This window comes from Pseudomonas sp. LBUM1679 (assembly GCF_059695565.1).
The window spans coordinates 602,549-626,693 of record NZ_CP166774.1; the positions used below are offsets into that span (position 1 = coordinate 602,549).

The window sequence follows — 24,145 nt, forward strand, 5'->3', positions numbered from 1 at the left end:
CTGACGCCATCGCGGGCAAGCCCGCTCCCACAAGGACAGCGCATGACCTGTGGGAGCGGGCTTGCCCGCGATGGGGGCGCCTCGGTTTTGGATCAGTCCATCGTGCCGTAACGCTTGGCCGCCTCAATCGCCAACCCGCTGCCGATGCTGCCAAAAATGTTCCCTTCCACATGCCGCGCATTCGGCAACATCGCCGAAACACTGTTGCGCAGCGCCGGAATCCCGCTCGAACCACCGGTGAAGAACACCGTATCCACCTGATCGACCCGCACATTGGCGTCGTTCAGCAGCTTGGTCACGCTGTTGCGCACGCGCTCGAGCAGGTTGTCGATGGCCGATTCGAACAGCGCCCGGCTCAATTCCACGCTCAGTCCCGGCTCGATCCGATCCAGCGGCACATGGCGGCTGTCGGCGCTGGTCAGCTGGATCTTGGTTTCTTCCACTTCCATGGCCAGCCAATGCCCGGCGCGCTGGTCGATCAGCTTGAACAGTCGGTCGATGCCACCCGTGTCTTCGATGTCGTAACGCATGCTGCCCAAGGCCAGGGTGGACTTCTGCGAGTACACCGAGTTGATGGTGTGCCAGGTCGCCAGGTTCATGTGGTGGCTGGTGGGCATGTAGGCGCCACTCTTCATGCGGCTGCCGTAGCCGAACAGCGGCATCAGGCCCTGCAGGCTCAGTTGCTTGTCGAAATCCGTCCCGCCGATGTGCACGCCACCCGTGGCGAGGATGTCATCGTGACGGTTGTCGTGGTTGCGGCGCTCGGGCGACAGGCGAACCAGCGAGAAGTCGGACGTACCACCGCCGATGTCGACGATCAGGACCAGCTCTTCCTTTTCGATGGTCGATTCATAGTCGAACGCGGCGGCAATCGGTTCGTACTGGAACGACACATCCTTGAAACCGATGGCGCGGGCCACATCCACCAGGGTGTTTTCCGCTTCCTGGTCGGCCATCTCATCGTCGTCGACGAAGAACACCGGACGACCCAGCACCACTTCATCGAACTCCCGACCGGCGGCCGTTTCAGCGCGCTTCTTCAATTGGCCGATGAACAGCCCGAGCAGGTCCTTGAACGGCATCGCGGTGCCGAGGACGCTGGTGTCGTGCTTGATCAGCTTGGAGCCCAGCAGGCTCTTGAGCGAGCGCATCAGGCGGCCTTCGTAGCCTTCGAGATACTCGTGCAGCGCCAGCCGGCCGTACACCGGGCGGCGTTCTTCCATGTTGAAGAACACCACTGACGGCAAGGTGATCTTGTCGTCCTCCAGCGCGATCAGCGTTTCCATGCCGGGGCGCAGCCAGCCGACGGTGGAGTTGGACGTGCCGAAGTCGATACCACAGGCACGGGCTGGAGATGCGTTTTTCATGTCTTTCAGGTTCCGGTTAAAAAACGGCCGCGCAGTGTATGTCACTGCGGCACAGATTCGAAGGCCGACTATCCGCTAAATCTCAGCTATTAGCGCCTTGAAAGACTATCCTTTGCCCCAAACTTGTCTGCATTGGGCCTGGCAGCCACAGGACGGTCGCAAGAACCGCCCCTGCTGCCGATAAACTTCTGATGCGCCGCCCGGTCACAACCTTGAGATTGGTCAAACCCTGTGCTGCAAATAAGTGCATGCTCTGGCAGGTGGCGCGATATCGATAACGGATGGTGATTCCCACGATGGACTTCAAAGATTATTACAAGATTCTCGGCGTGGAACCGACTGCGGACGATAAGACGATCAAGGCCGCTTATCGCAAGCTGGCGCGCAAATACCACCCCGATGTCAGCAAGGAAAAGGACGCCGAGGCCAAGTTCAAGGATGCGTCGGAAGCCTATGAGGCGCTGAAAAGCGCCGACAAGCGCGCCGAATACGACGACTTGCGCAAATACGGCCAGCACGGCCAACCGTTCCAGGGGCCGCCGGGTTGGCAGGGGCGAGGCGCGGGCGGTTTCGGTGGTGGTCAGGACACGGGCGATTTTTCGGACTTCTTCAGTTCGATCTTCGGCGGCCGTGGCCCTGGTTTTAATGGTGGACAGTCGCGTCGCAGCACCGGACGTCGAGGGCAAGACGTGGAAATGGAACTACCGGTTTTTCTGGAAGAAACCCTCTCGAACGAGTCGAAGAAGGTCACCTTCCAGGTACCGCAGTACAACGCTGCGGGCCAGCATGTCAGCAATACCAGCAAAAGCCTGAACGTGAAGATCCCGGCCGGCGTGGCCGACGGCGAGCGTATCCGCCTCAAGGGCCAGGGTGCACCAGGTGTCGGTGGCGGCGCCAATGGCGACCTGTATCTGATCATCCGTTTTGCGCCGCACCCGAAATACGATGTAGAAGGCGAAAACCTGATCATCACGCTGCCACTGGCTCCTTGGGAGCTGGCACTGGGCACTGAAGTCGCGGTGCCGACCCTGACCGGCAGGATCAACCTCAAGGTCCCGGCCGGCAGCCAGAACGGTCAGCGCATGCGCGCCAAAGGCCATGGCCTGATGAATAAGGCCGGCGAGCGCGGTTACCTGTTCGTGCAACTCAAGGCCGTCATGCCTAAAACCTCGGACGACGAGGTCAAGGCGCTGTGGCAGGAACTGGCGAAAAAAGCCGCTTTCAATCCGCGAGAAAACTTCTGATCCAAGAGACGGAGTAGCCCATCATGAGCAACCCCCTGATCGTTCAACTGGACATGGCAGAATTCTGTGAGGCGACCGACCTGTCGGACGTCTACGTGATCGAAATCGTCGAACACGGCATCCTCGAACCTCAGGGCACGCAGCCCAAGGATTGGCGTTTCAACGATTATGAACTGGCGCTGGCCAAGCGTGCCGCCAAGCTGCGACACGATCTTGAGCTGGAGTGGGAAGGTGTTGCCCTGGCGCTGGACCTGCTTGAAGAGGTCCAGCAGCTAAGGGCGGAAAACCGGATGCTCAAGCAGCGGTTGGGGCGGTTGGTGGTTGAATGACCCACGATCCCCTGTAGGAGCTGCCGCAGGCTGCGATCTTTTGATTTTGATCGGCCGGAGAGGGCGCCATATTTCAACGGCAAGATCAAAAGATCGCAGCCTGCGGCAGCTCCTACACAAGCTCTTGTTTCAGATGTGGCGGGGCAACACCACGGTAAACAGCGTGCCATCGGCTTCATTGGAGCTGACCTCGATCGTCCCTGCGTGGGCGTTGACCACTTCCTTGACGATAAACAGGCCCAGGCCGAGGCTGGTGGAGGGCTGGCCGAGTTCTTCGTCGGCACTGCGCACCAAAGGATCGAAGAGGGTGGCAATGGCATTCTCGGGAATCGGCGTGCCGTAGTTATGCACCGTGAGACGAACCGTATCTGGCTCGCCAGTGAGGCTTATCGTCACATCCCGCTTGTTCGAACCATGCTGTAACGCGTTGCCGATCAGGTTTTGCAGGAGTTGATCCAGGCGCCCGGCATCCCAGACGCCTCGGGTGTCTCCCGATGTGTTCAGTGTCGGATCGCACTCCGGGTTACCGGCACAGGCTTCGGCAATCGCGGCATGGGCTGCGTCGGCCAGGTCCATGGGCACGGGTTGGATCGGCAGGCTCTTGCCCAGGCGACTGCGCACCAGCTCCAGCAAATCGCCGACCATCACCGCCATGTGCCGCGCACCGCGCTTGATGTTGATCGCGCACTTCAGCGCATCGCCCTCGAGCGTCGCCTTGCGCAGCAGCAGTTCGGTGGACATGCTCACCGCTTGCAGCGGCGCACGCAGGTCATGGCCGAGGATTGCCAGAAAGATGTCCCGCGAGCGATTGACCTGTTCGGCATAAGCCGCGGTGGACTCGGCGAGGGCTTCGTCGATGGCTTCATTGAAGCGGATCATGTCCTGGAAATAGGTCATGTCCGGCGACTCCAGGCTGTCGACCCACAGACGAATCACGCAGGCACGCAAATGACGGAACTCGGCCGTCATTTGCACCAGGTCGAAACCGACGGTGTGGCGCAACTCCCCATGACAGGAAGCCGCCTCGTCCAGATCAGGCGTTTTTTCCGGGCCTTCGCCTTTGGCTTTGGCTTCCTGCTCGCGGGTGGTCTGTGCCGTACGCATATCGGCCGCCGAGGCCAGCAGGATCGACTTCGCGTGATCGCGCAATGTCGGGCGATCCAGCGACTCGCCGGCGCTGATGGCTTCGGCGAACGTTTCCCATTCGTCAACGATGCGATCTACGTGCTGCTCGATGAATTCAGATAAACGCATGGCTGGGCGTCTGCTTGGCAATGATAGCCATGGAGTGTGGCGCATCCTGGCGCCTTTGTCGTGTTCCTGCTGCAAGCGTCGATGAACAGGTGTGATGTGTGTATAGGTGTTATTCAGTTATTTTTTAATGCTGTTTATTGAATGATATTGGCGGTTTGCGCAGACGTTGGCCGGTGGATTTTCGATTTGTTGTTTTGGATCTGTAGTGAGTAAATTGAACGTTCAATTGAATGGCATAAGGATTATGCGACATGTCTGAACCTTTAAAGGAAGAAACTACAGTTGATGAGCCTGGCGATCTTGAAAAAGGCCGCCACTTCGACTTCATAAAAAGCACTATTCCCGAATGCCTGCTCCAGGCCTCGCCGCTACGGCGCAAAGTGCTCAAGGACACTAAGCCAACTCCTCCGCAATGGTATGAAAATAGTTCGCCGGATCAGCGCAGTGTACTCAAGGCATTGATTGAAGCTGACTGTCACGCGCAAAATAAATGGGACAAGACGATTGCTGCCGTGGACAGTGTCACCACCTATGCCAAGCCCCTGTTGATCAAGGCTCTGGCCGAAGCGGACATCGAGCTGGATGTCGAAAGCACCTGGGTGCGACTTTATTACCCGGTAGATTACAAGTTCTTCGGTATTCCGACGGGCGTGAACACTGGTGATGTGCGCAGCAGAACCTTTTCACTGTTGCAGGCGGCATTACACAATTTCGAAGCTTTCGAGGCTGAAGAAAGTTACTTCGACAACGACTCTTCATTTATTACGGCGCCCGATGTGCAGGGACGATTCGAGGTTCTGCAGCTCGCCCTGAAAATACCGCAGTTCGTGACAATCTGCCGAAACCTGGATATCGGTGGCCAGTATGGAAAATACATCAAGGATTTTCTTTATGAGGGTCAAGCCGCACATCAGCAGGCGTTGAGTCGGGCCTTCATTGATAGCAAAAAAACAGCAATGAAAGCTGCGGCATATGCAGCTTTCGTGAAGAAGGATATTGGACTTAAAGATTACGAAATATTGGTCGAGCTGATCAATGAACAGGATATCGTCAAGGATAAAGACAGCAGACGGCCCATCAGCTATAGCCCGCTTCAGCTGATGGGTTACGAAATCGCCGAGTGCGCAGTGTTCTTTCCAACCCACGCCAATCGTTACGACGGCAGCTATGTCATTGCCTATATTCCGGACGATCCCGAGCACGCGATAAAAAAATACGCGTCGTTCGCTGACTTCGAAGAGCAGCTGACCCATCAACTGATGTACCGACCCGCGGGCAGCAGAATCGATAGCGCCAAGGACGCGCTCACCGACTATCAACGCTTCTTCAGCCGTTTCATTAGTGAAAAGGACCGGGGCCGTTTTTTTCTTAGGTTTACCCAGAAGCTTCTGGATGCACCGTCCGGTACTTACTGGAAAGACCAGGTACGTGGTTATCTGAAGTACTTGAGCCCGGTTTCGAGACTGGTCGGTCCCAGAGATGATCGGCACTGGCGGCGAGACCCACTGGAGAATATCGATTTGCATGCCGAACTTTCGCTGAATTTTCAGTGGGTCGGCATGGCGGGCATCTGGACTGAGATGTTCCGCCAGAAGCGTCGGCATATGCGTGAGGATGCGCAGGTGCTTGCCGTTTCAACCGCCGCCGAGGATGACATTACCCGCGAACGCAGGCTCTCCAACTACCTGAATATCGGCTTGTCTGTCATCGGTATCGCCGCGTTCTTCGTGCCGCCGGTAGGCGCCGCCATGATGCTGGTCACCGCGGATCAGTTGTTGTTCGAGACAATCGAGGGTGCGCGCGAATTGAGCCAGGGCGACAAGGAAGCGGGCTGGGCACACATCACCGATGTCGTGGAGAACCTGGCGACGATGGTGGCACTGGCGCCAGTGTTTCACTACACGGTTTCACCTTTCATCGAAGGTTTGAAGTCCGTCACTCTGCCCAATGGCAAGACGCGTTTATGGAAGCCCGATCTCAAGCCCTACGAACGAAACATCAGGTTGCCAGCAAACTCCAGGCCCAACGAATTGGGGCTGCATCGACAGGGCGGTGAGGATATTTTGCCGCTGGAGGGAAAGCACTACTCATTGAAAAAGCAAGCAGACTCCGGGAAGTACCGGATGCAGCATCCTGCTCGGGAGGATGCCTACCAACCGCAGCTGAACCATAACGGCAGCGGGGCCTGGAATCACGAGGTGGACGCGCCACTGGAGTGGCCGAAAAACACCTTGTTACGGCGTCTTGGACATTCGGTGGACGCCTTCACCGAGATTGAACGCGAAAATATCCTCAAGGTCAGCGGCACTCATGAAGAAGTGTTGCGCAGAATGCATGTCGAGGGTGAGCCGGCGCCGGCCTTGCTGGCCGACACTATCACGCGGTTTCAAGCCTATGCCGATGCCGGCAAAGTGGGGGCGCAGATTCGTGCCGGGCAGCTCCAGGATGATCTTTGCGGCTATGCCGCTTCCTTGATGGTCGAGTTGCCAGGATGGCCTCGTACCAAAGCGATAGAGGCGTTCGAGGGCTCTGACTTGAGCGGCAAGGCCGTCAAGTATGGGGATGTCGCCACACCGGCTGCAGACGTCATCAACGTCAGCCGGGCCGAGCTTAAAGCGGGGCAATTGCCGGAGCGTGTCCTGCCCTTCCTCAGCGAGGAGCAAATCAAACGTCTGGTCGGCCAACATGTCGTCCCGGACAGGCGGGTTCAGACCTTGCGAGACCGACTGGCCGACCATGCGGATCAGGCCAGGGCGCGGATCTTCCAGAGCTTGTCCCAAGACCGGGCGCAAGCGGGTAATCCCCGGACTCAACTGCTCCAGCGCAACTTTTCCTCGGTGCCGACCCGGCTCGCCAGCGAGCTGCTGGAGGATGCGACGCCCAGCGAGCTGAGCCGAATGAACACCACCCTGCGCTTACCGTTGCGGCTGGCGCAAAAAGCGCGTCTGGCACAGCAAGAGGTGCGCTTGTCGCGCGCTTATGAGGGGCTTTTCCTGGAGGCGCTGGCAGCGCCGGACACTGAAAGCCTGGTCGTGCATACACTGGGAAAATTGCTCAGCGATCCTGGCGATTTGCGCATCGAAGTCCGCGATGGTTCGTTCACTGGCGCGATACGAGCCAGCGTCGGCCCAGAGGATGCCCTTGAACAAAAAGTGCTGGTTCGCACCGGTGATAGGCAGTACGAAGCGCGCGATGCCAGCGACAATCATCTGCACGGAAGGGACGACCTGTATGCCGCCCTTCAGCACGCCTTGCCGGATGCTCAACGTCGGGCGCTGGGTTTGCCCCATGTGAGTCAGGGCGCCGATCTCAAGGCACTGATCCATCAAAAGGCGCTCACGCGTGAAGAGCTGCGCCCGGTCCTGAAGATGCAGGCGCAGCGTCAACCGTTCTTCAAGCCGCCGACGGTGTTGCCTGACGGTCGGCGCGGCTACCCGTTGAGCGGGCACGGTCAGAGTGTATGGGAGCGTATTGTCGAGGAGCGGGTCAGAACGCTTTATCCCGATTTTACCCTTGAGGAGGTCGATGAATTCGTCGCGGCCCTGAATGCCCAAGATGACTCGCCAGAACGCCAGCTCAAGCGCCTCGAGCGGGAGTACAAGCAACTGGATCACCGCCTGCAAACCTGGTTGAGGGCGCCTAACAAGTGGTCAGGCATAAGAGACAGCCCGCAGTACGTCAGGGAGTGGGGCGCGAGGATCAAGATCGTCAAAGCCCTCAAACAGGCCTGGCAAAGGACCGGTCCGAAAGACTATGACGCCTATGGCAACTATCGCGGCCAGAGCATTGATTTGAGCGATATCTCGTTGCAATACCAGTTGCTCAGCTTGCCGCAGCTGGAGGCGAATTTCGATCATGTCACCCGGCTGAGATTGGGGCGTTCGGGATTCAACAATGAGGTGGATGGTTTTCTTGACCATTTTCCCAAACTTCGCGCCCTGGATCTTTCCGGCAACCAGCTGACCCGTCTTCCTGCCGCGATTGACGACATGCCGCATCTGCTTGAGTTGCACTTGAATAATAACCAGATCACGTTGACCGGGCCGGCCATCGAGAGCATCAAGAACCTGACCCGGTTAAAAATTCTCGGGATGTCAAACAATCCACTGGCCTTACCGCCCGATGTCAGCCGAATGCCTGACCTGCACATACTGAACTTGTCGAGCACCGGTATCGCCACCTGGCCTGACGGAATCTTTTCCCTGCCCCGCCCACGGCACTTCGACTTGAGGTTGGTTAATAACCCGATCACCCGGATACCCGTGGTAGCCCCGGGTTCCTTCCGGGCCGAAATAGTGGCGCGCACGCTGATCAGTCGTGATCCGCAATGGCTTTCATCGGAAAGTCTCACAACGCTTAGAACTTACATCGAGTCGGTCGGGCTCGATCCTGACCGGCGAACGCCCAATGCGGTGATGTTCGATAGCCGTTACTGGATCAATGCGTTGCCGCCGGAGGCGCGAGCGACTCCTGAATTGCGAGCGTTGAAACGTAACCTCTGGGGGGCGGTCGCGGACGAGTTCGGTTCCGAAGCATTTTTTGATGAAATCCAGAAACTCGCCGGCTCCGCGGATGCTTCTCCCGAGTATAGAAGCGACCTTGCCGACAAGGTCTGGAGAATGCTGGAAGCGGCGGCTGAAAGCACCGAACTGCGCGAGAAGCTCTTCAAAGATGCGTTCGTGCCCTCCACGTGCGTCGATTCCAGCACGCAGGTTTTTAACGCCATGGGCCTCGAAGTACTGATTTATGAGGCCTATGCCCTTGTCAACAAGGGCCTGGTGGAATCGGACCTGGTGAGCCTGGCCAGAGGCAAGTCGCGTCTGAATGAACTGGGCAAGATCGCCCGAGGGAGAGTCAAGGAACTGCTGGAGCAAGGCCGAAAATTTCCTGAATATGATCGCAACGGCGACCTGATCAGTCAGATGGATGAGGAGGGAAACTACGTCAGGTCTATTGATGAAGTGGAAATTCATCTTGCCTATGTCTGCGCCCTGGCTGAGCGCCTGGATTTGCCCTGGCAGTCGCGCAGCATGAAGTTCGAGGAGCCGGATGTCACGCTGCCAATGATAGAGGCCGCCTGCAAGCGAGTACTCGCGCTTGAAGAAGGAGATCTTCTGCGAGATTCAATTATCGAGCAGGATTTCTGGAGCCGGTATATCCAGGGTGCCAACCGCAAAGCGTTCAACAATTTGCGGCGTAAAATCGACGCTTTGTTAGACCTGCAAGTCGCACAAGAACAGTGGACGCAAACCACCGATTTATCAGCGCGTACTCTGCTGCGCGAAAAAATCACGACACTTGCCGCGCAACTCGGCAAACAGCCAGCCGATGTCTTGCCTGGTCGCGTGATGACGGATGATGAGTACACGGCGGAGCTGGTTTTGATCAATACCGAAAAGAACGAGCTGCTGAAGAAACTGACCCAGGACGCGATGGACAGGGCCAAACTTCAAAGAGTCGAAATCCCTTTCACGGTGCAGCCGGATAACCGTTGAATCGTCTTTTAATCGACGGCCTGGGTGCGGATTTTTGCACTCAGGCCTTTTTTTGCCCGGCGTTTCAGAACAGGAAATACCGCTGGGCCATCGGCAGCACATCTGCGGGTTCGCACCACAACAGCACGCCGTCGGCCTTGACCTGATAAGTCTGCGGATCGACGTCGATGTTCGGCAGATAATCATTGTGAATCAAGTCAGTTTTTTGCACGTCGCGACAGCCTTTGACCACGGCAATTTTCTTCTTCAAACCCAGTGCTTCAGGTAATCCTGCCTGCTGCGCAGCCTGGCTGATAAAGGTCAGGCTGGTAGCGTGCAGCGAGCCGCCGTAGCTGGCGAACATCGGACGATAGTGCACCGGTTGTGGCGTCGGGATCGAGGCGTTGGCATCGCCCATCAGGCTGGCCGCGATGGCGCCGCCCTTGAGGATCAGCGTCGGTTTCACGCCAAAAAAGGCCGGACGCCAGAGCACCAGATCCGCCCATTTGCCGACTTCCACCGAACCCACTTCATGGCTGATGCCGTGGGTGATCGCCGGGTTGATGGTGTACTTGGCGATGTAGCGTTTGGCGCGGAAGTTGTCGTTGCCTTCGCCATCACCGGGCAACGGCCCGCGTTGTTTTTTCATCTTGTCGGCGGTCTGCCAGGTGCGCGTGATGACTTCGCCGACCCGGCCCATGGCCTGGCTGTCGGAGCTGATCATCGAGAACGCGCCGAGGTCGTGCAGGATGTCTTCGGCGGCAATGGTTTCGCGGCGGATGCGGCTTTCGGCGAAGGCCACGTCCTCGGCGATGCTCGGGTCCAGGTGGTGGCAGACCATCAGCATGTCGAGGTGTTCGTCGATGGTGTTGCGGGTGAATGGCCGGGTCGGGTTGGTCGAGCTCGGCAGTACGTTGGGGAAACCGCAGGCCTTGATGATGTCCGGCGCATGACCGCCGCCCGCGCCTTCGGTGTGGTAGGTATGAATGGTTCGACCCTTGAAAGCGGCGAGGGTGGTCTCGACGAAGCCTGATTCGTTTAGGGTGTCGGTGTGGATCGCCACCTGCACGTCGTATTGGTCGGCGACGTTCAGGCAGTTGTCGATGCTCGCCGGCGTGGTGCCCCAGTCTTCGTGCAGCTTGAGGCCGATGGCGCCAGCCTTGACCTGTTCGATCAAGGGCTCCGGCAGGCTGGCGTTGCCCTTGCCGGTGAAACCGATGTTCATCGGGAAGGCATCGGCGGCCTGAAGCATGCGCGCCAGGTGCCACGGCCCGGAGGTGCACGTAGTGGCGTTGGTGCCGGTGGCCGGGCCGGTGCCGCCGCCGATCATGGTGGTCACGCCACTCATCAGGGCTTCTTCGATCTGCTGCGGGCAGATGAAGTGGATATGGGTATCGATACCGCCAGCGGTGAGGATCATGCCTTCACCGGCGATCACTTCGGTGCTGGCACCGACCGCGATGGTGACGCCGGGCTGGATGTCCGGGTTACCGGCCTTGCCGATTCCGGCGATGCGCCCGTCCTTGAGGCCGACGTCGGCTTTGACGATGCCCCAGTGATCGACGATCAGTGCGTTGGTGATCAGGGTGTCGACGACTTCGGCGGCCAATAATTGACTTTGGCCCTGGCCGTCGCGGATGACTTTGCCGCCGCCGAATTTCACTTCTTCGCCGTAGGTGGTGAAGTCCTTTTCCACTTCGATCCACAGCTCGGTGTCGGCCAGACGGACTTTGTCGCCGAGGGTGGGGCCGAACATGTCGGCGTAGGCTTGTCTTGAAATCTTCATGTGCTTGCCTTGGGATTCAATGGTTTTCGAGACCGCTCGCGTTACTCGCTATCGCTGGCAAGCCAGCTCCTACAGGATTGCATTCCAAGCCGATATGCCGGCGAACGCGATTGCATTCCAACGCCGATATGCCGGTGAATGCGATTTCCCTTGTAGGAGCCGGCTTGCTGGCGAAGGGGCCGGTGCAGGCACTACATAACTTAAAGGTCACCCATGATCCTGCCGGCAAACCCGAACACCCGGCGATGCCCGGCCAGGTCGACCAGCTCGACTTCGCGACTCTGCCCCGGTTCGAAGCGCACGGCGGTGCTGGCGGGGATGTTCAGGCGCATGCCGCGGCTGGCGGCGCGGTCGAAGGTCAGGGCGTCGTTGGTTTCGAAAAAATGGTAATGCGAGCCGACCTGGATTGGCCGGTCGCCGCTGTTGGCCACCTTCAGGCTGAGGGTGCGGCGGCCGACGTTGAGTTCGATGTCGCCAGGCTGGATCTGGTATTCACCGGGAATCATCAATGGGCTCCCTGGAGAATTTTGTAGTAGAGCGCAGTGGGTTTGTAGCGGCCGCTCGGGTCGCAGGCGTAATCGGGGATTTCACCGGCGCGGGTGTAACCCAGGGCCTTGTAGAAATCCTCGGCGGGGGAGCCGGCTTCGGTGTCGAGGTAGAGCATGCCGCGCTTGTGCTGGAGGGCGGCCGCTTCCAGTGCGCTCATCAACTGCTGGCCCAGACCCCGGCGACGCGCATGTTCGCGCACCAGCAATTTCTGCACTTCGGCGCGGTTCAGCCCGTTGGCTTTCTGGCACAGGGTCAGTTGCACGCAGGCCTGCACCTGCTCGTCCTTGACCACCACCCACAGCAGCACGTTGCCTTTGTTCAGGTTCTCTTGAACGTCATCGAAGTAGGCGCGTGCCTCAGTGGCGTCCAGATTGGCCATGAACCCGACGCTGGCGCCATAGCCCACGGCATCGAGCAGCAGATCAATCAAACCCTGGCGATAGTGCGCAAAGCTTTCAACATTGACGCGGCGCAGTTGGGCGGCGTTCATCGGGCGTTACTCCTTATTGGCGGCAGGTGGTTCTGCGCCAGGATTGAGGGTCAGCTGCATGAAGGTCAGGTCCAGCCAGCGGCCGAACTTGGTGCCTACCTGGGGCATCTGCCCGCTGCTCACGAAACCGGCTCGTTCGTGCAAACGAATTGATGCGGCGTTACCGCTTTCGATGGCGGCAACCATCACATGCTTGTCGCAGCCTTTGGCGCGCTCGATCAGCACGTCCATCAGTTGCGGGCCCAGACCATTGCCGCGCTGATCGCTGCGTACGTAAACCGAGTGCTCGACGGTGTGGCGGAAACCGTCGAACGGCCGCCAGTCACCGAATGACGCGTAACCCAGCACCCTGTTATCGCTGTCGACGATCACCAGAATCGGATAACCCTGGGATTGTCGGGCGCTGAACCAGGCCTGGCGGTTGTCCAGGTCGACGATCTTCTCGTTCCAGATCGCCGTGGTATTGAGTACGGCATCGTTGTAGATGTCGCGGATCGCCGGCAGATCGGCCTGCACTGCATCGCGGATGTGGTAAGTCATGGCGCGACCTCAGGCGATCGGTTGGTGAACGGTGACCAGTTTGGTGCCGTCGGGGAACGTCGCCTCGACCTGGATTTCCGGGATCATTTCCGGGATGCCTTCCATCACTTGTTCGCGGCTGAGCAGGGTAGTACCGAAGTGCATCAGGTCGGCCACGGTCTGCCCGTCACGGGCGCCTTCGAGCAGCGCCGCGGAGATGTAGGCCATGGCTTCCGGGTAGTTGAGTTTCACGCCGCGAGCCAAACGCCGCTCGGCCACGAGGCCGGCGGTGAAGATCAGCAGCTTGTCTTTTTCGCGTGGGGTCAGGTCCATCGTTTGGAATCCATAATCGGCAGTTAAAAAATTTGGAACTGTTAATACGGCCCCACTGTAGGAGCTGGCTTGCCAGCGAAGGCGGTGGGTCAGTCGACATATTTATCGCCTGAAAGGACGCCTTCGCTGGCAAGCCAGCTCCTACAGGGGGGGCGGTGTTCAGGTGGCCCATATTCGTGGTGGGACGGCTTCTCGTCCGAGCAACGCAGGCCTGAGCAAACGCCACACATCAATCAACCACCCCCGCGCCAACAATGCTTCACTGGCCAGGCACCGGGCAACCAGAATTCCCGGCAACTGCGTCAAATCCCCGCGCACGTCATGAGTCAGTGAGCGGCACTTCTCCAGCAATCCACTATCAACTTCGCCGGTCACCAGCAAGGTCGCAAACACCGGTTGCCCATCCAGGCCAATCGGCGAATCCAGCAAACCGTCACCCCCGACAATGCGCTGGCGTTCGTGCCAGAGCAACCGGCCGTCGCGACGGATGTCGAGTTGCGCCTGAAAGTGCCCGAGGTCGAAGCGCTCGCCGCTGGCCGGTCGGCCCAGCGCCACCACGTCCCAGTAAAACAACCGGGCATCGCCTTCAAGGTCGACGCAGGTGCTGAGTTCGGCCTGTGCAGCACTGAAAATGATGGTCTCCTGCGGCAACCATTCCAGTGTCGCACCGCTCGCCACTTTCAAGGCCAGCTGCTGATAAGCGGGTCCGGCTGCGCGATACCATTTGGCCGCGCCAGGGCTGGTGATTTGCGCCCAGGCATCGCGACCGACGCTGGCCGAGATGTCCAGCCGGTCACCCCCCGCAATCCCGCCCGGCGGATGAACGATGATGTGCTGGCAGACGTGCGGTCCTTCGGCATACAGATGCTTCTGCACCCGCAGCGGGCCTTTGTGCCGGCGCTGGACCGGGCGAGTGCTGTCACCGAAACGGGCGTAGCCGAGTTCCAGCTCAGCGTGCCAGCTCGGGGTAAACAGGACAGTAGAGGCAGGTAGATTCATGGTTTTCCGTTATGTCAGAACGCTGCAGACTAGATCGCAGCCTTATATGGTAACCAGGCCGCGCACACCTTCGGCTTCCATATTGTCTCCACGGCCCTGCTGCACGATTTCGCCCCGGGACATCACCAGGTACTGATCGGCCAGTTCGGCGGCGAAGTCGTAGAACTGCTCGACCAGTAGAATCGCCATGTCTCCACGGGCTGCAAGTGTCTTGATGACTGCACCGATCTCCTTGATCACCGAGGGCTGAATGCCTTCGGTGGGCTCGTCGAGAATCAACAACCGTGGACGGCTGGCCAACGCCCGGCCAATCGCCAGTTGCTGCTGTTGACCCCCGGACAAGTCACCGCCGCGCCGTTGCTTCATCTGCAGCAGTACCGGGAACAACTCGTAGATGAACGCCGGGACTTCCCTGGCCTCGGAGCCGGGAAATCGCGACAGGCCCATCAGCAGGTTTTCTTCCACGGTCAGGCGGCCGAAGATTTCCCGACCCTGGGGTACGTAGGCAATCCCTGCGTGAACCCGTTGGTGCGGCTTGAACGTGGTGATCGGCTTGCCTTCCCAATTCACCGCGCCTTCCTTGGCCGGCAACAGGCCCATCAGGCACTTGAGCAGGGTGGTCTTGCCGACCCCGTTGCGCCCCAACAGGCACGTGACTTCACCCACCTTAACCTCAAACGTCAGGCCCCGCAGGATGTGACTACCGCCGTAGTATTGGTGCAGCTTGTCGACTTGCAGCATCCTAAAATTCTCCTCAATCCCTGTGGGAGCGGGCTTGCCCGCGATAGCGGTGTGTCAGTCAACAAAGATGTTGAATGTGTCGCCGTCATCGCGGGCAAGCCCGCTCCCACAGGGTTCTTTGTTCACAGGTTCAACGGCCGAGATAAACCTCGATCACCCGCTCGTTGTCCTGCACCTGTTCCAGCGACCCTTCGGCCAGCACGCTGCCCTGATGCAACACGGTGACGTGGTCGGCAATCGACCCGACAAAGCCCATGTCATGCTCCACTACCATCAGCGAATGCTTGCCGGCCAGACGCTTGAACAGTTCGGCGGTGAATTCGGTTTCGGCATCGGTCATGCCCGCCACTGGCTCATCGAGCAGGAGCAGTTGCGGGTCTTGCATCAACAGCATGCCGATCTCCAGAAACTGCTTCTGACCATGGGACAACAAGCCCGCCGGGCGATTGACCGAGGTGGTCAGGCGAATGGTGTCCAGCACCTCGCTGATGCGATCTTTTTGTTCGCCGTTCAGGCGCGCCCGCAGGCTGGCCCAGACCGACTTGTCGGTTTTCTGTGCCAGCTCGAGGTTTTCGAACACGCTCAGCGCTTCGAACACCGTCGGCTTCTGGAACTTGCGACCGATGCCGGCCTGGGCGATCTGCACTTCGCTCATCTGCGTCAGGTCCAGGGTTTCGCCGAACCAGGCCTTGCCGTGACTGGGCCGGGTCTTGCCGGTGATGACGTCCATCAGCGTGGTCTTGCCCGCGCCGTTGGGGCCGATGATGCAGCGCAGTTCACCGACGCCGATGTACAGGTTCAGCGTGTTCAGCGCCTTGAAACCATCGAAGCTGACGCTGATGTCTTCCAGGGTCAGGATGGTGCCGTGGCGGGTGTTCAGGCCGGGCCCTGCGCGTTGCCCGAGGCCGATGGCGTCGCGGCTGCTGCCGGCGTCCTTGTTGGGCTCCACCGGGAAAAACGCCGGTTCGAGCATGAATTCAGCCGTCGCTGTCACTCTCATTGATCACCCCTTTTTTTCAGCAGACCAATCACACCTTTGGGCAGATACAAGGTCACGACGATGAACAGCGCGCCGAGGAAGAACAGCCAGTACTCGGGGAACGCCACGGTGAACCAGCTCTTCATGCCGTTGACCACACCCGCGCCGAGCAGCGGACCGATCAAGGTGCCGCGACCACCCAGTGCGACCCAGACGGCAGCCTCGATGGAGTTGGTCGGCGACATTTCACTCGGGTTGATGATGCCGACTTGCGGCACGTACAGCGCGCCGGCCAGGCCACACAGCACTGCGCTCAAGACCCAGACAAACAGCTTGAAGCCCCGCGGATCGTAACCGCAGAACATCAGGCGATTTTCCGCATCGCGCAGGGCGGTCAATACCCGGCCAAACTTGCTCTGCGCCAGACGCCAGCCGATCAACAGGCTCGCCACCAGCAACACCACCGTGGCAAAAAACAGCACGGCGCGAGTGCCGGGTTCAGTGATGCCGAAACCGAGAATGGTGCGGAAATTGGTGAAGCCATTATTGCCGCCAAACCCGGTTTCGTTGCGAAAGAACAGCAGCATTCCGGCGAAGGTCAGGGCCTGGGTCATGATCGAGAAATACACGCCCTTGATCCGCGAACGGAAGGCGAAGAAGCCGAACACCAACGCCAATAATCCCGGGGCCAAAACCACCAGGCACATCGACCAGAGGAAGCTGCCGGTGCCGGCCCAGTACCACGGCAATTCGGTCCACGACAGGAAGGTCATGAACGCTGGCAAGCCATCGCCCGAGGCCTGGCGCATCAGGTACATGCCCATCGCGTAACCGCCGAGGGCGAAGAACAGGCCATGGCCCAGAGACAGCAGGCCGGCGTAACCCCAGACCAGATCCAGCGCCAGGGCGACGATGGCATAGCACAGAATCTTGCCCACCAGCGTCAGCGTATAAGCCGAAACGTGAAACGCACTGTCGGGTGACAGCAGCGAGAGCAGCGGCAACGTCAGCAGCAAAACGAGGACCACCGCGCCGACAGCGATAGTGACCTTTGGGCCGGCCTTTTGGCTGGCGGTAAGCATCAGAGGCTGGTTCATCAGTCGATCACCCGTCCTTTCAGTGCGAAGAGGCCTTGCGGACGTTTCTGGATGAACAGAATGATCAGCGCGAGGATCAGGATCTTGCCGAGCACCGCACCGATCTGCGGTTCGAGAATCTTGTTGGCTATCCCCAGGCCGAAGGCGGCCAGGACACTACCGGCCAACTGACCGACACCGCCGAGTACCACCACCAGGAACGAGTCGATGATGTAGCTCTGGCCGAGGTCCGGGCCGACGTTACCGATCTGGCTGAGGGCCACGCCACCGAGACCGGCAATACCCGAACCGAGACCGAAGGCGAGCATGTCGACGCGCCCGGTGGGCACTCCGCAGCAGGCGGCCATGTTGCGGTTCTGGGTGACGGCGCGCACGTTCAAACCGAGGCGCGTCCTGTTCAGCAGCAGCCAGGTCAGCAGCACCACAAACAGCGCGAAGGCGATGATGACGATGCGGTTGTAGGGCAGCACCAGATTCGGCAGAACCTGAATCCCACCGGATAACCACGCCGGGTTGGCCACTTCAACGTTCTGCGCGCCGAACACCAGTCGCACCAGCTGGATCAGCATCAGGCTGATACCCCAGGTGGCGAGCAGGGTTTCCAGCGGGCGGCCGTAGAGGTGGCGAATCACCGTGCGCTCCAGCGCCATGCCTATCGCGGCGGTGACGAAAAATGCCACTGGCAAGGCAATCAATGGATAAAACTCGATGGCTTGCGGAGCGAAACGCTGAAACATCAACTGCACGACATAGGTCGAGTAGGCGCCGAGCATCAGCATCTCGCCGTGGGCCATGTTGATCACGCCGAGCAGGCCGAAGGTGATCGCCAGGCCGAGGGCCGCGAGCAGCAGGATCGAACCCAGCGACATGCCGCTGAAGGCTTGGCCAAGCATCTCGCCGATCAGCAGTTTGCGCTTGACCTGGGCCAGGCTGGTTTCGGCGGCGGTGCGTACCGTGGCATCGCCTTCGACGCCGGGTTCGAGCAAACCTTCCAGGCGGGTGCGGGCCAGCGGGTCACCGGTTTCGCCGAGCAGCCGGACGGCGGCGAGGCGTACGGTCGGGTTGGTATCGACCAGTTGCAGGTTGGCCAACGCCAGGCTTAACGCCGCGTGAACGCTTTCATCTTTTTCGCCCGCCAGTTGCTGGTCGAGGAACGTCAGCTGCGCCGGTTTGGCGCTTTTCTGTAATTGCTGCGCGGCGGCCAACCGGACTTTGGCGTCGACGGCGAGCAATTGGTGACTGGCCAGCGCGGTGTCGATCAGACTTCGCAGGCGGTTGTTCAGGCGCAGTGTTTTCGGTTGGCCATCGATGGTCAGTTCGCCTTGTTGCAGGGCGTTGATCAGTTCGACACGAGCCGGATCGGGCTGCGCGGCCCAGGTTTCGAGAAGCTTGGCTTGCTGCACGGGATTGGCCGCGACGAAGTCTTCGGCGTCGCCGGCGTGGGCAGCCATCGGCAACAGCAATGCGATGGCGAGCATGAAGCGATAAAGGGCGGTGGGCATGGAAAGTCGCCTTGCACGGACTTTGTGGGAGCTGGCTTGCCTGCGATGCAGACGACTCGATGTATCTGATGCACCGAGGTGATGCCATCGCAGGCAAGCCAGCTCCCACAGGGATTTGTGTCGGTCCTGAACGAAGTGCCCAGGCCCCGACATCCAGTGGCTTAGTTGCTCTTCACCGCATACTCCGGCTTCTTGTCGTTGCCCGGAATGAACGGGCTCCACGGCTGGGCACGGATCGGCCCTTCGGTCTGCCACACCACGTTGAACTGACCATCAGCCTGAATCTCGCCGATCATCACCGGCTTGTGCAGGTGGTGGTTGGTCTTGTCCATGGTCAGGGTGTAGCCGGACGGCGCGGCAAAGGTCTGGCCGGCGAGGGCTTCGCGGACTTTGTCGACGTCGGTGGACTTGGCTTTTTCGGCCGCTTGCGCCCACATGTGGATGCCGACGTAGGTGGCTTCCATCGGGTCGTTGGTCACCGCTTTGTCGGCGCCCGGCAGGTTGTGTTTCTTGGCGTAGGCTTTCCAGTCGGCGACGAACTTCTTGTTCGCCGGGTTCTCCACCGACTCAAAGTAGTTCCACGCCGCCAGGTTACCCACCAGCGGTTTGGTGTCGATGCCGCGCAGTTCTTCTTCACCGACCGAGAACGCCACGACCGGAACGTCGGTGGCTTTCAGGCCCTGGTTGGCCAGCTCTTTATAGAACGGCACGTTGGAGTCGCCGTTGACGGTGGAGATCACCGCCGTCTTGCCCCCGGCGGAGAATTTCTTGATGTTGGCCACGATAGTCTGGTAATCGCTATGGCCGAACGGGGTGTAGACCTCTTCGATGTCCTTGTCTGCCACCCCTTTGGCGTGCAGGAACGAGCGCAGGATCTTGTTGGTGGTGCGCGGGTAGACGTAGTCGGTGCCCAGCAGGAAGTAGCGCTTGGCACTGCCGCCTTCTTCGCTCATCAGGTATTCCACTGCCGGGATCGCTTGCTGGTTTGGTGCGGCGCCGGTGTAGAACACGTTCGGCGACATCTCTTCGCCTTCGTATTGCACCGGGTAGAACAGCAGGCCGTTGAGTTCTTCGAACACTGGCAATACCGATTTGCGTGACACCGAGGTCCAGCAACCGAACACCACGGCCACTTTGTCCTGGGTCAGCAACTGCCGGCCTTTTTCGGCGAACAGCGGCCAGTTCGATGCCGGGTCGACTACCACGGGTTCGAGCATCTTGCCGTTCACGCCGCCCTTGGCGTTGATCTCGTCGATGGTCATCAACGCCATGTCCTTGAGCGAGGTTTCGGAGATCGCCATGGTGCCGGACAACGAATGCAGGATACCGACCTTGATGGTCTCGGCGGCCTGGACAGTCCAGGCCATGCCCATCGCGGCAATGCTTGCCGATAGAGTGAAAGCCTTGATCAAGCTGCGACGCTTCATTGTGCGATCTCCATGAACGTAGATAATTTTTTTGGTTGGCAGATGCGGACTACTGAAGGGTCTTTAGCAAGGGCTGTGCCTGGTCGGCAAAAGGTAGGGAAATATCGTGCTAGAGCGGTCGCGCCATTTTATGGCGCACCATGCAGGATCGCGTCTGGCGCGTTGGTGCGAAGCGGTGCGCCAGATTGGGGCGCAGCAATCGCCATCCCTGATCCCCTGTAGGAGCTGGCTTGTCGGATCGCCGCACCGCAGCGAAGGCGGTATAACAGCCAACATAGATGTTGAATGTTATGGCCCCTTCGCTGGCAAGCCAGCTCCTACAGGGGGGGCGGGGGTTTTTCAGGAAGAAGCGGATTCGGTTTGCCGGATGAAGCGCGATAGCAACAGCCGATCCAGCAGCCACACCCCCACCAGCGAAGCACCTACCAATGGAAACGCAACCGCCAGCCCGAACATGATGACCATCGCGGTTTTCCATTTCGGCAGGTCGTGACGCAAGGGTGGAACCCCGAGCTTGCCTTGCGGGCGACGCTTCCACCAGATCACCACGCCGCTGACGGCACTGAGCAGGATCATCAGGCAGATCAGCAGCACGATGATCTGGTTGAACACACCGAACATCTTGCCTTCGTGCAGCATCACGCCCATTTCCGTGGCGCGGGCGACGTTGCCGTAATGCTCCCAGCGTACGTCGGCGAGGACGTCGCCGGTGTATTGGTCGACGTGCAGGGTGGCATCGTTGCGCGGGTCGTCGGCGAAGACGGCGATGGTGAAAACGCCGGTGGCCGTAGTCGGGAAGGTGATGCTGTAGCCCGGCTCGACCTTGCGTTGTTCGGCGATATCCTGCACGTCTTGCAGGCTGATGGTGGGTGCGGCGGGACCGGCTTGGGCAGTACCGTGGGCCATGTGTTCGGCGTGGTCGCCGGACATCGGCATCGGCGTGTTTTCCATGGCCCATGGCACGGTCTGGCGTGTGGCGCTGTTGAGGCTGCGCGCCTCGACATCGGACTTGGGCATGTCATTCCACATCGCATCCGGGAACACGTTCCACACGCCGGCGTATTGCTTGCCCCAGAATCCGGTCCAGGTCATGCCGCTGAGCAGCATCACCAGCAGAAACGCCGCGCCCCAGAACCCGGTGACCGCGTGCAAGTCACGCCAGAGCACTCGACCGCGACTGCTCAGGCGCGGCCACAGGACGCCGGCGGCCTGGCCTCGTGGCCACCACAAAAATACCCCGGAAACCACCAGCACGATACCCCAGCCGGCGGCGAGTTCGACCAGTCGATCGCCGAGGGTGCCGATCATCAATTCGCCGTGAATCGCACGCGCCACCGCTTGCAGATTCTTCTTGGCATCTTGCTCGCCGAGGATGTCGCCGTGGTAGGGGTCGAGGAACACGTTCAGTTCGTTGCCGGCATCGAGTACGACAAACTGGGCACTGCGTTCGGCGTTCACCGGTGGCAGGTACTGCTTGATCGTTGCTTGTGGATAAGCCTCTTTGACCCGCTTGAGCAGCTCGTCGGCCGGCACGCTGTGCTGACCGGCAGGGACGTTCAACAAGCTGCCGTACATCAACGGATCGAGTTGCGGTTTGAACAGGTAGATGACGCCGGTCAGGGCCAGCATCACCATGAAGGGCGCGACGAACAGACCGGCATAGAAATGCCAGCGCCAGGCCAGGTTGTAGAAATTCGGTTTGGGCTGTTTCATTGGTCGTGCTCCGCTTGGCGAATCAATTGCCTGTAAAAGATCGCAGCCTCGTTTCACTCGACAGCCCCTACCGGACGTACGCGTTCCAATGTAGGCGCTGGTGCAGCCTGCGATCTTTTGACTTTTCTTGTCAGATACTCATTTCCAATGCCGCACGACACGGCCGGCAGCCGGCGGCTGTCTTCTGAGCGGTGTGAGATCGGAGGCGGGTGTTTACGCGACGATGGGCGGAGCGCGGGTGCGGGCGCCGGGGAAGACGGTTGCCCGGGCATGGCCCATACGGGGGGAGGGGGTGGTGTAGGTTGTGGCTTTGGGTGTGTCGAATGCGACGAAGGACTGGCCGCCGGTGAGTGCCGGGCAGTTGAACAGCAGGCTGCAATAGCCGCACTTTTCCCAGAGTGCGTGATGGTCGGCCTGGGGTGGGCAGTGCTCGGCATCGGGTTGCTTGCCGTGGTCGGCGTGCGCCATTGCCGAGCTGTCCATGCCCATGCCCATGTTCATCGACAGGCTCATGGGTGCTTTCATCAGTGCAGAGGCGCGTTGATTCATCGGCATCGACTGAGAAATCAGTGGGCCGATAAAGATCATCAACGTGGCGAACAGGCTGATCCAGCTGCCGCGGGTCAGGCTCAATGGCTGACGACGGTTTGCGGGCAACGTGGCGCTAAGCGGGCGCATGGACGTGTTCAGCTCTGCCGGTTACTGGACGTGCGCGTGCGCTTGCAGGCCATCCGGGGCCTTTTTCTGCACCGTGACTTCGACGGTCACGTCACCCGCCTTTTCGAAATGCATCGTCAGCGGGAATCGTTTGCCATCGCTCAGCAGGCTGCGGTCTTTGAGCTCCAGCAGCATCACGTGATAGGCCATGGGGGCGAAAGTGACTTCGCCACCCGCGGGGATTTCGACGCTCGGCACCTGCTGCATTTTCATCAGGTCGTTCTGCTTCACGTGTTCATGCAACTGGGCAATGCCGGCAATCGGCGAGTCGACGCTGAGCAGCCGGTCAGCGGATTTGCCGCTGTTGTGGATCACGAAGTAAGCCGCGACGGTCGGCGCATTGGGCGGCAACTCCTGCGACCAGGGGTGAGCGATTTCCAACTCTGCGGCCTTGTATTCGTGGGCATTGGCAAAGCAGGCAGGCAGCAGCAACGCAGCCAGAACGATGAGCTTGTTCAACATGGCAGTTCTCCGGAACGATTCAAGACGCAGGGCAATTGCGAGAAAGAATCACACCCGAGGAGAAGCGCGGGGGTTGAGGCTCGGCCATTGCTGGCGCGGAGTGGGCGTTTCAAGTGTGGCGGCGGGCTGGCTTCGATTGGCCTCGAAACGCGTGTAATACAGCTGCGACACATGCCCGGGCAACGCCACCAGTGGTGCCGAGCCGGAGCAGCACCAGCAATGCTGCATGGTGGAATGATCGTCGCCCTGGGGGGCTGTCTGCTCGACATCGCCCAGGGAAATCGCCACCATTTTCGTGCCGCTGGACGAGCAGAAACTGCCCCACAACACCTGTTCGGCTGGCGATTTTGCCGTCTGCGCCATCGCTCCGGTCATCGGCATGGCGAGCATGTTGAACAGCACTGCGAAGCAGGCGATCCAGGCAATTGCGAGCCGTTGTCGGGACATGGGACGGATCCGGTGGGTGGGCGATCAGGCGCGGCTATTTAGCCTGATCAGGGCCGATAAGTAAAAAAGCGGCGTGCGGTGTGGTGTCGCAGCGCCGTCAGATAGCGATGGCATGCAAGCGCAAGCCCAAGGCTTTCATCACCTTCATGATAGTCGCGAATTCAGGATTGCCGGTACTGCTCAACGCTTTGTACAGACTTTCACGACCCAGGCCCGTATCTCGGGCAATCTGTGTCATGCCCTGTGCTCGGGCTATGTCGTTAAGTGCCGCGCGTATCAGAACACCGTCGCCTGCATCTTCTTCAAAGCAAGCGTCCAGATAAGCGGCCATTTCTTCTGGCGTTTTGAGAAAATCGGCGGCATCGAAACGGGTGAATTGTTCGGTCATGATTTACTCCTCATTACCGATGTTTTGCGCCATTTGAATAGCGCGTTTGATATCGCGTTTTTGAGTCGACTTGTCGCCCCCCACCAGTAGCAGGTAAACAACTTCGCCTCGGCGGGTGAAGTACATTCTGTAGCCTGGACCGTAGTGGACACGCATTTCATAAACAGCTCCGCCTACGGATTCGCAATCGCCAAAATTTCCGTGTTCGGCAGCTCGGAGTCTAGCGATGATCCGAGCTTTGCCAATGGTGTCTCTTAATGAGTCGAGCCAGTCGGCGAACGCCCGGGAACGTTCGAAATTGAACATATTTGATCGTATTCCTTGGGAT

Annotated in this window: 22 protein-coding genes; 3 read left to right on the forward strand and 19 right to left on the reverse strand. The window is 59.6% G+C overall.

Translation table 11 applies throughout. The annotated features are described in order from the left end of the window. Positions 1–92: 92 nt before the first annotated feature. Positions 93–1,367 (reverse strand): Hsp70 family protein, encoded by a 1,275-nt coding sequence (locus ACA062_RS02700; RefSeq protein WP_497455109.1) that lies wholly within the window; start codon positions 1,365–1,367, stop codon positions 93–95. A gap of 296 nt (positions 1,368–1,663) precedes the next feature. On the opposite strand from ACA062_RS02700, the gene ACA062_RS02705 reads away from it, so the two are divergent. Both ACA062_RS02705 and ACA062_RS02710 read left to right on the forward strand, forming a co-directional pair. Continuing rightward, positions 1,664–2,611 carry a DnaJ C-terminal domain-containing protein gene (locus ACA062_RS02705; protein ID WP_150767966.1) on the forward strand — a complete coding sequence of 316 codons (948 nt, stop codon included), beginning with the start codon at positions 1,664–1,666 and terminating at the stop codon, positions 2,609–2,611. A 23-nt stretch (positions 2,612–2,634) separates the two neighbouring features. Continuing rightward, positions 2,635–2,940 (forward strand): chaperone modulator CbpM, encoded by a 306-nt coding sequence (locus ACA062_RS02710; protein WP_150797072.1) that lies wholly within the window; start codon positions 2,635–2,637, stop codon positions 2,938–2,940. Positions 2,941–3,069: 129 nt separating this feature from the next. Here ACA062_RS02710 and ACA062_RS02715 read toward each other — a convergent pair whose 3' ends face one another. Beyond that, positions 3,070–4,194 (reverse strand): sensor histidine kinase, encoded by a 1,125-nt coding sequence (locus ACA062_RS02715; RefSeq protein ID WP_497455110.1) that lies wholly within the window; start codon positions 4,192–4,194, stop codon positions 3,070–3,072. Positions 4,195–4,445: 251 nt separating this feature from the next. Between ACA062_RS02715 and ACA062_RS02720 the strand changes: the two genes are divergently transcribed. Beyond that, a complete protein-coding gene (locus ACA062_RS02720) occupies positions 4,446–9,689 on the forward strand; it encodes an NEL-type E3 ubiquitin ligase domain-containing protein (protein WP_497455111.1) in 5,244 nt (1,747 codons plus the stop codon). 64 nt (positions 9,690–9,753) lie between these two features. Here the strand turns inward: ACA062_RS02720 and ureC are convergent, their stop codons facing one another. The 17 genes from ureC to ACA062_RS02805 all read right to left on the reverse strand — a co-directional run bounded on the left by ureC (position 9,754) and on the right by ACA062_RS02805 (position 24,123). Continuing rightward, positions 9,754–11,454, reverse strand: coding sequence for an urease subunit alpha (gene ureC / locus ACA062_RS02725; RefSeq protein WP_497455112.1), 1,701 nt, complete (start codon positions 11,452–11,454; stop codon positions 9,754–9,756). 200 nt (positions 11,455–11,654) lie between these two features. Then, positions 11,655–11,960, reverse strand: coding sequence for an urease subunit beta (locus ACA062_RS02730; RefSeq protein ID WP_497455113.1), 306 nt, complete (start codon positions 11,958–11,960; stop codon positions 11,655–11,657). Then, positions 11,960–12,493, reverse strand: a complete 534-nt coding sequence (locus ACA062_RS02735) for a GNAT family N-acetyltransferase (protein WP_497455114.1) — start codon at positions 12,491–12,493, stop codon at positions 11,960–11,962. The genes ACA062_RS02730 and ACA062_RS02735 overlap by 1 nt, the downstream gene beginning before the upstream one ends. Before the next feature lie 6 nt (positions 12,494–12,499). After that, a complete protein-coding gene (locus ACA062_RS02740; RefSeq protein WP_497455115.1) occupies positions 12,500–13,033 on the reverse strand; it encodes a GNAT family N-acetyltransferase in 534 nt (177 codons plus the stop codon). A gap of 9 nt (positions 13,034–13,042) precedes the next feature. Continuing rightward, on the reverse strand, positions 13,043–13,345 hold the full coding sequence (locus tag ACA062_RS02745) for an urease subunit gamma (RefSeq protein ID WP_128874348.1): 303 nt from the start codon (positions 13,343–13,345) through the stop codon (positions 13,043–13,045). Positions 13,346–13,504: 159 nt separating this feature from the next. Beyond that, positions 13,505–14,344, reverse strand: coding sequence for an urease accessory protein UreD (locus ACA062_RS02750; RefSeq protein ID WP_497455116.1), 840 nt, complete (start codon positions 14,342–14,344; stop codon positions 13,505–13,507). 42 nt (positions 14,345–14,386) lie between these two features. Beyond that, positions 14,387–15,085 carry an urea ABC transporter ATP-binding subunit UrtE gene (gene urtE, locus ACA062_RS02755; protein WP_497455117.1) on the reverse strand — a complete coding sequence of 233 codons (699 nt, stop codon included), beginning with the start codon at positions 15,083–15,085 and terminating at the stop codon, positions 14,387–14,389. A gap of 130 nt (positions 15,086–15,215) precedes the next feature. Continuing rightward, entirely contained in the window at positions 15,216–16,085 is an 870-nt protein-coding gene (urtD, locus tag ACA062_RS02760; protein WP_497455118.1) for an urea ABC transporter ATP-binding protein UrtD, read from the reverse strand. After that, positions 16,082–17,161: an urea ABC transporter permease subunit UrtC gene (urtC, locus tag ACA062_RS02765; protein WP_497455119.1), complete on the reverse strand. Its 1,080-nt coding sequence runs from the start codon at positions 17,159–17,161 to the stop codon at positions 16,082–16,084. Before urtC ends, urtD begins: the two co-directional genes overlap by 4 nt. Then, entirely contained in the window at positions 17,161–18,663 is a 1,503-nt protein-coding gene (gene urtB, locus ACA062_RS02770; RefSeq protein WP_497455120.1) for an urea ABC transporter permease subunit UrtB, read from the reverse strand. The genes urtC and urtB overlap by 1 nt, the downstream gene beginning before the upstream one ends. A gap of 161 nt (positions 18,664–18,824) precedes the next feature. After that, a complete protein-coding gene (gene urtA / locus ACA062_RS02775) occupies positions 18,825–20,090 on the reverse strand; it encodes an urea ABC transporter substrate-binding protein (RefSeq protein ID WP_150797082.1) in 1,266 nt (421 codons plus the stop codon). Between the two features lie 339 nt (positions 20,091–20,429). Next, entirely contained in the window at positions 20,430–21,803 is a 1,374-nt protein-coding gene (locus ACA062_RS02780) for a PepSY-associated TM helix domain-containing protein (protein ID WP_497455121.1), read from the reverse strand. Positions 21,804–22,016: 213 nt separating this feature from the next. Then, a complete protein-coding gene (locus ACA062_RS02785) occupies positions 22,017–22,481 on the reverse strand; it encodes a DUF2946 domain-containing protein (RefSeq protein WP_497455122.1) in 465 nt (154 codons plus the stop codon). 21 nt (positions 22,482–22,502) lie between these two features. Then, entirely contained in the window at positions 22,503–22,982 is a 480-nt protein-coding gene (locus ACA062_RS02790; protein WP_497455123.1) for a copper chaperone PCu(A)C, read from the reverse strand. A 48-nt stretch (positions 22,983–23,030) separates the two neighbouring features. Next, entirely contained in the window at positions 23,031–23,429 is a 399-nt protein-coding gene (locus ACA062_RS02795; RefSeq protein WP_497455124.1) for a DUF2946 domain-containing protein, read from the reverse strand. A gap of 97 nt (positions 23,430–23,526) precedes the next feature. Further along, the gene (locus ACA062_RS02800) at positions 23,527–23,817 is read right to left on the reverse strand and encodes an addiction module antidote protein (RefSeq protein WP_497455125.1); all 291 of its coding nucleotides are present in this window, start codon (positions 23,815–23,817) and stop codon (positions 23,527–23,529) included. Positions 23,818–23,820: 3 nt separating this feature from the next. Then, positions 23,821–24,123: a type II toxin-antitoxin system RelE/ParE family toxin gene (locus tag ACA062_RS02805; RefSeq protein ID WP_497455126.1), complete on the reverse strand. Its 303-nt coding sequence runs from the start codon at positions 24,121–24,123 to the stop codon at positions 23,821–23,823. Between the last annotated feature and the right edge of the window lie 22 nt (positions 24,124–24,145).